Annotated in this window: 8 protein-coding genes; all 8 read right to left on the reverse strand. The window is 64.5% G+C overall.

The genetic code is table 11. The features are described from left to right. Positions 1-2: 2 nt before the first annotated feature. Complete coding sequence (locus PMI38_RS04805) at positions 3-1433, reverse strand: hypothetical protein (RefSeq protein ID WP_008091321.1); 1431 nt, start codon at positions 1431-1433, stop codon at positions 3-5. Between the two features lie 199 nt (positions 1434-1632). Continuing rightward, complete coding sequence (locus PMI38_RS04810; protein WP_008091322.1) at positions 1633-2358, reverse strand: TetR/AcrR family transcriptional regulator; 726 nt, start codon at positions 2356-2358, stop codon at positions 1633-1635. A 13-nt stretch (positions 2359-2371) separates the two neighbouring features. Beyond that, a complete protein-coding gene (locus PMI38_RS04815; RefSeq protein ID WP_008091323.1) occupies positions 2372-4345 on the reverse strand; it encodes an alkyl/aryl-sulfatase in 1974 nt (657 codons plus the stop codon). Positions 4346-4362: 17 nt separating this feature from the next. Further along, positions 4363-5508: an acyl-CoA dehydrogenase family protein gene (locus tag PMI38_RS04820; RefSeq protein WP_043273047.1), complete on the reverse strand. Its 1146-nt coding sequence runs from the start codon at positions 5506-5508 to the stop codon at positions 4363-4365. A gap of 38 nt (positions 5509-5546) precedes the next feature. Continuing rightward, complete coding sequence (locus PMI38_RS04825; RefSeq protein ID WP_008091327.1) at positions 5547-8021, reverse strand: efflux RND transporter permease subunit; 2475 nt, start codon at positions 8019-8021, stop codon at positions 5547-5549. Further along, positions 8021-9106, reverse strand: coding sequence for a WD40/YVTN/BNR-like repeat-containing protein (locus PMI38_RS04830; protein ID WP_008091329.1), 1086 nt, complete (start codon positions 9104-9106; stop codon positions 8021-8023). Before PMI38_RS04830 ends, PMI38_RS04825 begins: the two co-directional genes overlap by 1 nt. Before the next feature lie 102 nt (positions 9107-9208). Further along, positions 9209-10900, reverse strand: a complete 1692-nt coding sequence (locus PMI38_RS04835) for a DUF1302 domain-containing protein (RefSeq protein WP_008091331.1) — start codon at positions 10898-10900, stop codon at positions 9209-9211. Between the two features lie 173 nt (positions 10901-11073). After that, the gene (locus tag PMI38_RS04840) at positions 11074-11820 is read right to left on the reverse strand and encodes an SDR family NAD(P)-dependent oxidoreductase (RefSeq protein WP_008091333.1); all 747 of its coding nucleotides are present in this window, start codon (positions 11818-11820) and stop codon (positions 11074-11076) included. Positions 11821-11934: the final 114 nt, after the last annotated feature.

Here is an 11934-nt window from a genome sequence, read left to right on the forward strand (position 1 = left end):
GCTCAAAGCTCCAGGGTATTGAGGAAGTCCATCGCCTCGCGATGGGATTGTTCGGAGGCAGCGCAGGTGATCTTGTCGTCGCCTCCGTGCTTGTCGCTGTAGCGCTGGATCGGCTCTGCCACATAGCGACTCGGCCGGCCACAGGCGCAGGGCTTGTCCCACTCGACGGTGATTTCGTCGCCCGTGATAAAGCCACCCCAGCGCAGGTCGGCGCCCAGGTCGAAGAACGCTGCCCGCCCTGTCTGGCGGCCTCGGCGAGGCAACGGCTCACCGCTTTGCGGGTCGAGCACGAAGGGAATTGCGGTGTGCGAGAAGTGGTAGTGGCCGTGCTCGCAGAGCGCATGCGAGCCGCTGGGCGTTTCCGACATGGCATAGGTTTCGAAGATCTTTCGCGCACCGGTGAAGCGCAGCACCTCCTCGCGCCAGCCCTCAGGCTGAACCACGCCCTTGGCGCCACCTGTGGTGGCAATGAACGAATCGGGGTGGAACACCCCTTCCAGCCCCCGCTCCAGCCCCGCCTTGGCCATGTTGTGCAACAGGTTCCAGGTGCCGCCGATGTAGACCACCTTGCCCTTGAGGCGGGCGGTCATGTCGGCGAAGAAGTCCGCCAGGTAGCTGGGCATGTCGGCCTGCAACTGGTCGAAGTCTTTTTTCTTGGCCATCAGTTCGGGGCTGATCACCAGGCGGTCCAAGGTGCCTTTGGCATGGGCCGCGCGCACTTTGGCGCCCAGGTGCAGCACATCGCTGGAGAGCGTGGCGGGATAGGCCGGGTGGAAATGGTCCAGGCTTGGCAGCACGGCCTTCATGATCGCCAGGTTGCCGCGCATGTGGCTGAGGTAGCCCTTGCGGTAGTAGGGGTACACCGAATGCATGTCCGGCACGGGTGATTGCGGGCCTTCCATGCGCCAGGCATACAGCCTTCGGACCTGCACCGCCTTTTCGAACTCGCGGTTGCTCAGCGGCAGGAACGACAACGTGCCAGAGGTCCCGGAGGTATGGCTGATGCACAGTTGCGGCACCGCCTCGTCCATGGTTTCGAACCACTCGTCCAGGCCTTGGCAGCCGCTGACATCGGCCGCCTCGATGGCTTGGGCAGTCTCGGCGGTGACCAGCTTGCACAGCCACCGGTTGATCGCCGCGAAGTTGTTCTTCTCCAGCAACGACGGCGGATAGGACTTGAACACCGTGTGTTCGAACAGCAGCGGCACCAGGTCTTCGATCCGCTCGATCTTCTCGACGCCTTCGGCATCGGCGAGTTTCTTGAGTACCGGGATACTGTCACGCATCTGGGCAAAACGCCGTTGGGCAGCGGCGAGCTGCAAGGCGTCGATGTCTTCGCGCGGCAACTGGTTCCAGTGCTGGCAGGAGTGCTCGACCAACGCCACGGGGTCGGTGAGCAGCAGCTCGACCTTGTCTTCGATTGTTCTTGTCATGTGCAGGGAAGCTCCTGGCTCTTACCCGTTTCGCCCATCGCGCGAAACGCCGGTTGTCCGGGGCTGGACAACCTTCTTGGCAAGGCCAGTGTAGGGCTAGAAAGGGCAAAATCATTTCCGCGTTCCACCCCTGCACAACAGATCGTAACTAGCTGATTTAAAAGTCCTTTTTATCAATCAGCGGCCCTTCGCAAGCACGTTACTCCGGGTCTTTGGTGGTCAGCAGCGCATGCAGCATGCGCGCGAGCAAACGCACCGTGTCGCCCTCGAGCAGGTAGTGCGGGCGGTCGATCACCAACGCCCGTGGCAAGGCGGTCACGGCCTGGTAAGCCAGGTAGCCGGCCTTCTCGCGGTCTGCGACCAACACTTCGTCACTGAAGCGCTCCACCAGTGCCGGTATCACCATGGCCGTCCAGAACTGCTCCGGCTTGACGACCTCAAGGCGTACCAACTCGCCATAGAAGGCCGTCTTGATGCTCAGTTGCGAATCAAGTTGCAGCCAGCGGTGCAAGGCCGCCAGCCCTGTCACCAGGACCATCTCGATCCCGTCGTAGAGCGTGGCCGAGGCGGGTAGCGCGCGGATGTTGGCAATCACCTCCAACCGGGCCGCTGCGCGATAGTCGTCGAAGATGGCGGCGACCAGGGCGTCGATAGTGGGGAAGTATTCGTAGATGGAACTGGTCGCCACCCCCGAGCGGTCGCTGAGGTGGTAGATCGTCAACGCCTCCCGCCCCTCCCGCTCGAGGATGTCGCGGCCGGCTTTCTTGAGCGCGTCGACCAATGCGACCGAGCGCGCCTGCCTGGGCTGCTTGCGCGGCCTGGCAGGCAACGCCACGTGCAGGACATTGTCCCGCACGGCGTGGTCGAGCGACGGCTTCGCTACCCTGCCCTCGTGGTGAAGCGGCACCTCGCTGCGATGGCCCATTACACGCGAGCCCTCACGGGGTGACGATATTGAAGTTCGGCACGAAGCTGCCGAGCATGCCGAGCAGTGCCGTGAAGCGGGAGGCATCGCCCTGCAGCTTGATGTCGCCTTGCTTGATCGCCGTGGCGAAGTCGAGTTCACGCAGGTTGATGCGGTCCAGTACCGCCTTGCTCATCTGCACCTGTACGTCTGGCTTGGCATGGCTGCTGTTCTCGCGGTAGGTGAGCACGCCGTTGCGCAGGGTCAGCGCAAAGCGCTGCTGAAGGTCATCGAAGTTCCAGTCCAGGGTCATGTCGTGCCCCTGGGCCTTGTCCGAATCCAGGCGCACGGCCAGCAGGTCGAGGAACATGGCGGGCGTGGCGGCGCGAACCAGATCGGCAACGGCCTTGCCGGACTGCGTTGGCGCACCGTTGCGCAATTCCATCGCGCCGACCAGGTACATGTTGCGCCAGGTGGCCGACTCGCTGCGGTAGCCCAACTGTTCCAGGGCATCGGCCTGGGCATGGCGGGCGGCCTGGTTGTCGGGTTCGGCGAACACCAGGTGATTACCCAGTTGCACGGCCCAACGGTAGTCACCCTGCTGCATCGCCGTTTGCATCAGCTGCAAGACCTTGTCGGCGCCCCCCAGTGCCTGGACGTACTGCTTGCCGGCCTGCTCCGGGGTCAGCGGGTCGAGGTTCGCCGGGTTGCCATCGTAGAAGCCCAGGTAGCGCTGGTAGACGGCGCGCGTGTTGAAGCTCAGGGTGCCGTAGTAGCCGCGGGTATACCACTTCTGGTCAAGGTCGCCGGGCAGGCGCTTGACGGCGTCGGCGATCTCCGCAGGCGTCAGGCCCTGGTTCAGCAGGTGCAGGGTACGGTCGTTGATGAACGCGTACATGTCGCGCTGGTCGGCCAGCAGCGTACTGATGGCGCTCGCCCCCCAGGTGGGCCAGCTGTGCTGGACGAACATCACCTCGGACTTGTCGCCGTAGCGCACCAGGCTGTCGTCGAGAAAACGCGACCAGGCCTTGGCGTCACGCACCTCCGCGCCACGCGGGGTGAGGATGTTGTGCATCATCATCACGGCATTCTCCGCCATGCCCAGTGCCTTGAACTGGGGCAGGTAGAGGTTCATTTCCGAGGGTGCCTCGGTGCCTGGCGTCAGTTGGAACTCGACCTGCACCCCGGCAATGTCGTGGGTCTCAAGCGGCTTGGTGATCAGGTCGGTCGGGGCAATCAGGCTGATGGTGCCGCCCACCGGCACCCCCTTGCCCAAGCCCGCGTCCAGTTGCCCGCGCTCGCCGCGCGGCAGGGTGCTGCCGCCCTGGTAGGTGCCACGGCGAAGCATCGCCGTACCGGCCAGGACGTTCTCGCTGATCGCATGCTCCATGAAACCGTCCGGTGCGTAGATCCGCACCTTGCCGGCCTTCACATCAGCCTCGTCGACCACCCCGCGCACGCCACCGAAGTGGTCGAGGTGGCTGTGGGAGTAGATGACCGCGACCACCGGCTTGCGTGGACGGTGCTGGTAATACAGCGTCAACGCTGCCTTGGCGGTCTCGGTGGCGAACAACGGGTCGATGATGACCAGCCCGTCCTTGCCCTCGATGATCGTCATGTTCGCCAGGTCCAGGCCGCGCACCTGGTAAAGCCCTTCTGCCACCTGGTACAGGCCCGCGTTGGCATTGAGCTGGGCCATTCGCCACAGGCTCGGGTTGACCGAGTCTGGCGCCTGGTCCTGCTTGAGGAAATCGTACTGGTGGGTGTTCCATACCACCGTGCCTTGCGCGTTGAGTACCTCGCCTTCGAAGGCCGCCACCAGGCCGCGGCGAGCAGCGTCGTACTCGCTGCGCTGCGCGAAGGGCAGTTGCTTGAGCACGGCCTGGTTGGCGTTGGCGGTATCAAGGCTGGCGGCCTTGGCCGCGTCAGGGGTTTCAGGCGCCTTGGCCATGGCCTGGGTCGTGACCAGTGAGAGCGCGGCAAGCAGGACAACAACAGAGGTTTGCATCGGAAGTTCCTTCAGTGTCAGAGGCTGCGGGCGATGATCAGCTTCTGGATGTGGCTGGTCCCTTCGTAGATCTTGGTCACGCGAACATCGCGGCAGTAACGCTCCACCGGGAAGTCATTGAGGTAGCCATAACCTCCATGGATCTGCAACGCACCGGAGCACACTTTCTCGGCCATCTCGCTGGCGAACAGCTTGGCCATGGAGGCTTCCTTGGCGCAGGGAACACCGGCCTCGCATAGACGCGCGGCATGGAGCATGAACTGCTGGGCGACTTCCAGCTCGGTGGCCATGTCGGCCAGGTCGAACGCCACGCCTTGCAGGTTGATGATCGGCGCGCCGTAGGCTTCGCGCGCCTTGGCGTAGCCCACCGCTGCTTCCAGTGCGGCGCGGGCGGTGCCGGTGGCGACCGCAGCGATCGCCACCCGCCCCTCGGACAGCGAGCCCATCACGTTGCGATAGCCTGCCCCCGCTTCGCCCAGCAACTGGTCGACCGGTACACGGCATTGCTCCAGCTGAATCTGCGCCACATGCGCCGAGCACTGGCCCATCTTGTGCTCCACCCGGGCCACCACGTATCCGGGGTCCACGGTCGGGTCGACCATCAACAGGCTGCATCCTTTCTTGCCCGCCGCTTTGTCGGTCACCGCCAGGACCAGGCCCAGGCCGGCTTCACTGCCATTGGAAATGAACTGTTTGCTGCCATTGACCACGTAGTGATCGCCCTCACGCCGGGCATGGGTACGAAATGCCGCCGTGTCCGAGCCGGCATGCGGCTCGGAAAGCAGGAAGGCACCGATGCGCTTGCCGCTGGCAAGGTCAGGCAGGTACTTGCGTTTCTGCGCTTCGGTCCCCAGGCGCGCGACGGTCATGCCCACCGAATTGTGCACATGGATCAAGGTGGCGAAGCCTGCGTCGGCGGCCGCGAATGCCTCGATGGCCAGGCAATAGTCGATGAAACTGGCCCCCGCACCGCCGTATTCCTCGGGAATCAACATGCCCAGAAAGCCCAGGGCAGCCACGGACTCCAGCTCGGCACGCGGCCAGGCACCCCTTCGGTCACGATCGGCCGCTGTCGGCGCCACCACTTCAGCGGCAACCTTGCGCGCCGAATCGCGGATCAGGACTTGCTGCTCATTGAGGAACACTGCATGGGTATCGCTCATCACGCTTTCCTTATCTATCAGGTACACACGGGCCGGCCTCATACGCAATGCGCGGTCGGGCTCTTGGGCTCTAGGGAGGTGGAGGGTTGCGCCATCGTCACGGTGGCCGGCACAGGGCTGCCGGCTGCACCGACATCGCGCAGCAAAAAGTGCGACAGCGCCGGGATCAGCACCAGGGCACCGAGCATGTTCCAGAGGAACATGAAGGTCAGCAGGATGCCCATGTCAGCCTGGAACTTGATCGGCGAGAACGCCCAGGTGATCACCCCGGCGGCCAGGGTCACCCCCACCAGCGCCACCACCTTGCCGGTAAAGCGCAAGGCATGGCGGTAGGCATCGCCCAGGGCGTCGCCCGCGCGCTGGCGGGCGAGCTGGATGCTCAGCAGGTACAGCGCATAATCCACGCCGATGCCCACCCCCAGGGCGATCACCGGCAAGGTGGCGACCTTGACCCCGATGCCCAGTACCACCATCAGCGCCTCGCACAGCACCGAGGTGATCACCAGCGGCACCACGGCCACGACCACCGCGCGCCAGCTGCGGAAGGTGATGAAACACAGCACGATGACGGCCGCGTAGACATACAGGAGCATGGTGAAGTTGGCCTTTTTCACCACGATGTTGGTGGCCGCCTCGATCCCGGCGCTGCCGGCGGCCAACAGGAATTGACGGTCCGGGGTACTGTGGGCGCTGGCAAAGTCCTGTGCCGCCTTCACCACCCGCTCCAGGGTTTCGGCCTTGTGGTCGGTCAGGTAGGCGACCACGGGCATCACCGAGCACTCGGTGTTGAACAGCTCCGGATTGCTGGTGCTGGCGGTACGCGCGGCATAGTTCAAGACGTCCTGGTTCGGCGGAATCGACATCCATTTCGGACTGCCTTCGTAGGAGCCTGCCGTGATCTTGCGTACGGCGTCAGCCAGGGACACCGTGGTCTGCACCCCCGGCACCTGCTTCAGGGCCCAGCCCAGGCGATCGGCCTCGACCAGAGTCTGGTACTCCAGGCAACCTTCGGGCTTGGTCTTGACGATGACCGCAAACTGATCGTTGGACAGCGAGTACTGGCGGGTGATGTAGGCGTTGTCCAGGTTGTAGCGCGAATTCGGTCGCAGCTCGGAGGCGCCGGCATCCAGATCACCGATCTTCAGGTGCGTGCTGACGACGAAGCCGACCACCGTGAGCAGCGCCGACCCCACCAGCAGCAGCGTGGCCCAGCGGCGCTCGGTGAACCGCTCCAGCACGCGCCAGACCCCACCGGCCTTGCGTTGCTCGGCGCGCAAGCTGCGTTCGGCTGCGCGGTGGCTGACACCGGTATAGGACAACATCACCGGCAACAGGATCAGGTTGGTGATGACCAGCAGTGCCACGCCAATGGAAGCGGTGACAGCCAGGTCCTGGATCACCGGGATATCGATCAGCATCAGCACGCCAAAACCCACCACGTCGGCCACCAGCGCGGTGACCCCGGCCAGGAACAGACGGCGGAAGGTGTACCGGGCCGCGACCAGACGGTGGGTGCCACGGGCAACGTCCTGCAGGATGCCGTTCATCTTCTGCGCGCCATGGGACACGCCGATGGCGAACACCAGGAAGGGCACCAGGATCGAGTACGGGTCCAGTGCATACCCCAGACGCGCGATCAGGCCCAGTTGCCAGAGCACGGCGATGCAGGAGCACGCGAGCACCAGCACGGTGCTGCGCACGCATCGGGTCCAGGCGTAGATGATCAGCGCGGCAATCGCAGCGGCGACACTGAAGTAAAGGATCATCAGGCTCAGGCCGTCGAGCAGGTCGCCCACGACCTTGGAGAAGCCGACGATGCGGATTTCAAGGTCTGCGCTGCCCTGCGGCCCGGCGTATTGCGCACGCAGGCTTTCCAGGTGCTTGGACAGTGCCCAGTAGTCCAGCGGCTGCCCGGTGCTGCTGTCCTTGTCCAGCAGCGGCACGAAAATCATGCTGGAACGGTAGTCGTTGCCCACCAGGCTGCCGAGCAGCTGAGCACGGCCGATGTTGCGGCGCAGTTGGTCGATGCTGTCCTGGGAGCCGGTGTAGTGGTCGGGCATCACCGGCCCACCGGTGAAGCCCTCTTCGGTCACTTCGTTCCAACGGACCACCGGCATCCACAGCGACTTGACGTTCGCACGGTCCACACCGGGCGTCAGGAACAGTTCATCGTTGATCTGCTTGAGGGCTTGCAGGTAGGCCGGGTCGAAGATGTCCCCCGAGCGGTTCTCCACCACCACGCGCACCGCGTTGCCCAGGCCTTTGAGTTCGTCACGGTTGTCCAGGAAGTTGCGGATGTAAGGCTGGTTGTGCGCAATGGTCTTCTCGAAGGCGGCATTGAGCGTCAGGCGGGTGGCGTCCCAGCCCAGCAGCAGCGTGATCACGCCGCAGAGCAGGACCACCAGCAGCCGGTTGTTGAAGATCAGCCGCTCCAGGAGGCTGCCTGACTTCGGGTCGAACGCGTTCACGTCACTGATGACCCGCAGTTTTTCACTGAGGTTGTTGGCACCCATCACGGCTCTCCCAGGTTCTTGTTCCATTGCAGGTCTTGCACGCGAACGCCGCCCAGGCCGGCCAGGGCTACTGCCCCGCCAGAGGTGGGCGCTACCGCAAAGTTGGGTGCCAGACGATCGACCTTGACTCGGCGAAAGCTCGCCCCACGGTCGGTGGAGCGCAGCACCTGGCCGGCCTGGCTGACCAGAACGAGGCTGCCGTCGTCGGCGACGGTCCCCCCGGTGATACCCGCGTCGATACCGGTGTCGACCTTGCTCCAGCGGGTGCCGCCGTCGAGGCTGCGCCAGACGTTGCCCCGCAGGCCGTATACCAGCACCAGGCCCGCGTCCCCCAACACGCCGAACAGCGTGCCCTCGTAAGGCAGCGCCCGGCGCTCGAAGCGCTGGCTGACGCGGTCCAGTTCCAGCACCAGGCCCTGCTCACCGACCATGAACAACGTGCCCTGCGCAGGACGCAGGCTATAGAGGTGCATGGACCTGGGGTTGTCGACGCGATCGAGCCACGGTACCCAGTGCTTGCCGCCGTCCTCGGTACGCAGGATGAGGTTGAACGCGCCGATGACGAAGCCGTTGCGCTCGTCCTCGAACCAGACATCGAGCAGCGGTTTGTCGGCGCCCTGGGCAGCGAACAATTCAGCGTCCTGCTTCAGCCGCTGGGCCTGGGGCTCGTCAGGATTGGCGGGGTTGCCGTAGTGACGTATCAGCAGCGCGGCGATCTGCCTGCCATCGAGCTGTTTGCTCCAGGTCTGGCCACCATCGCGGCTGTGCAGAACCACCCCCTCATGCCCGACGGCCCAACCCTGGTGGGCACTGGGGAAGGACAACGCGGTGAGGTCCGAGCTGGACGGCACCTGGGCCTGGGACCAGGCCTTGCCGTCGTCGGAATACAGCACGTGGCCGCGCTGGCCGGCAGCGACCAGTCGCGTTCCGGCCCGGGCCAGGGCAGTGAGCGGTGCCTCGAGTGCCAGCGCGCTGGGCATCGCCGGAGTATCCATGGGTGCAATGAAGCCTTCCTGTGCCAACGCCTGCCCCGCCAGTAGCGCGAGCAGCAACGCCAGTTGCGGCCGAACGATTTTTCTGAACACCTTGCTTTCCTCGCATCCGTAGCGCCGTGGCGCACATTGATAGCGGGAACCCCGGCGAACCGGGGTTCCCCTTCACAGACCGGTAACGGCGGTGGTCACCGCTCAGAGCGTGGTCTTGAAGGTGAAATACACGGCACCGCGATCCTCCAGCAGCGCCTGGCTGCCGCTGGGCGTCAGGGCGGCGCCGTTGGCGGAGGTCGAGTAGTCGCCGAAGTAGTCGACGTACTTGAGGTCGAAGCGATAGCGGCTGTAGAGGTCCAGCGCGATGCCGACCGCATAGCTGCCCGCGTCCTTGTTGCCACCGGAGGACACCGCGGAGTTACCCGACAGGCCCTGCGAGTAGCTCAGCGGCATCGACAGGTCGCCACCCGGGAACACCTGGTACCAGACCGGCGTGAAGTTGACGGCCATGCCATAGGCATCGCGGGAGACTTCGTCGATATTGCTTGGGACAGCCTTATAGGCGGATGAGCCCTTGAACAGGTTGAGCGGGTCGGAGTTGACCGACACCCAGCGGCTCCAGGTGAGTTCGGCAGACCAGCTGGCGCTGTCGAACAACGCGGTGGGGCTGACCGTGCCGATGGCGTTCAGCACGCCATGCAGGGTGTCGCCACGGGCACCGAGCACATCGCCATCGTCCGGCAACTCTGCCGCCGTCCTAACGCGCGCAGCAGAGCTGACCAGCGGCATGTTGTGGCGATAGTTGAGGTCTGCACCCACGCTGATGCCGGCGATCTGCTTCGACAGGCTGATGCCGTACATGTCGATGTCATCGGCATAGTTGAGGAAGTACTGCGGGCGTGCATTGGCCAGCAGGATGACCTGCGGCAAGGTGTCGGAGAACTGGCGCACATAGAAGCCCAGGGTGCCATCCAGCCATTCAGGGCTCCAGCGCGCCATGACGCCCCAGTCGCCAGACTCCTTCGGCTCGATATCATCGCCATGGATAGCGCGCAGTGTCGGGCTGAGGATGAAGGATTCGCCGCCCTGCTGGTAGATGTCGGCGAGCCCGAGGTAGGTCCCGGCTTCCGGCAGACGCGAGGGGCGCCATTCGAAGAAGTACTGGGCGGCGAAAGACAGCTCCGGGGTGGCCTGCAACTGCAGGGACAGCTGGTTGCGCGGCAGGTACAGCTCCTTGGCCTCGATCCCTGGCAGGGCCAGGGCCTTGCCCTGGTCCAGCGGTGCCTGGCCGTAGGCGATACCGTGGATGGCGCCGGCGCCCAGCAGGGACTCGCCCCAGTTCACCGTGTGCCGGCCCAGGCGCGCCTTGAGGGGCATGTTGCCAAGGTCGTATTCGCCAAAGACGAAAGCGTCCATCCATTCACCGGATGGCCCCTGGTAATAGCGATCGGCGTAGCGACTCAGGCCCAGCGCCGGGGTACCGGAGGATGACAAATGGTTGGACGTGGCGACGCTGTCGTTGTCCAGGCCGCCGGCATACGCCGCGTCATACCACAATGCGGCGCTGGCACGGGCACCGTACTTGCCTTTGTAGATGATGTCGGACTCGGTGAGGATGTCGACACGGTTGTTGACCAGGCGGTGCTTGTCGAAGTTGCGGTCGCCATCGTCGTTGTTCGGGTTGGCGATGATCGCCGCATCCTGGCCTTCGGTGCGCATGCCGAGGTTGTAGCGCAAGGTGTTGTCCCAGCGCAGCTGGATGTCGCTGTTGCCGGTGTCGATCTCGACGGCATTGGCGCCGCCGCAGGCGATCGCGCACAAGCTGAAGGCTGTGGCGCGCAGTGCAAGGGTGTTGGCTGGACGACAGTGACTCAATTTATTCTTGTTATTCATCTGGGTGTCTCTCCACCTCGGTTGAACCAGAACCAGGTGCCGACCTCCACCTGGTTCGCAGCACCTCAATCAGTGATCAAGTGGCCAAAGGGTGCCAGCAGCCCCGTGTGTTCTCCCCCCCCTTCTTGAAGGGGGAGCCCCCCCCTACCCCTTGGCGGGATATCGGCCGCCGATCAACGCATGCCGCACTGGATGTCCAGGGTCAGGGCATTGAGATAAGGGTTTTCCACCACGTGACGGACCAGCGCGGCGAACTCCTGCGGCTGCCCCATGCGCCGGGGAAACAGCAGGCTGTTGACGATGCTCTCGGACACTTTGGCCGGCATGCCGGCCGACATGCCCGACTCGAACAGCCCCGGTGCCAGGCTGAGCACCCGGATGCCGTGCTCGGCCAGATCGCGTGCGATGGGCAGCGTCATGCCGATCACCCCGGCCTTGCTGGCGCTGTAGGCGGCCTGTCCCATCTGCCCTTCCCGCGCGGCGCCAGAGGCGGTGTTGACGATGACGCCCCGCTCCCCGGTTTCTTCAGGTTCGTTGGCGGTCATCGCCAGGGCGGCGTGACGGATCACGTTGAAGGTACCGGTGAGGTTGACCGCCAACACGCGGTGCCACAGGTCGGAGGGGAACAACTGTCCTTTGGAGAGGGTTTTGCTCGGCCCGAGGATTCCCGCGCAATTGACCGCCACGTGGAGAGCACCGAAGCGCTCCATCACCTGGTCGATGCCGGCTTTCACGCTGGCCTCATTGGCGACATCGACGGCGATGCCGAGGATCTCGCCGCCCAGGGCCGCATCGAGGCGCGCCTGGTCAAGGTCCAGTCCCACGACCCGCGCCCCTGCGTCGCTCAGTGCTCGGCATGTGGCAAGCCCAAGCCCCGACGCCGCGCCGGTAACGACGACGACTTTGTCATTCAGATTCATGAGGGTTCCCCGCTTAGCGTCCATTGAAAATGTTCGGGGATCTTAGGAAACAAGCCCGGTCGCCCGTCCCTCCCTTTGCGGGGGGAGGCGAGCGGCAGCGGATGGACGCGGCTC

The organism is Pseudomonas sp. GM84, from assembly GCF_000282535.1.
Taxonomy (GTDB): Bacteria; Pseudomonadota; Gammaproteobacteria; order Pseudomonadales; family Pseudomonadaceae; genus Aquipseudomonas.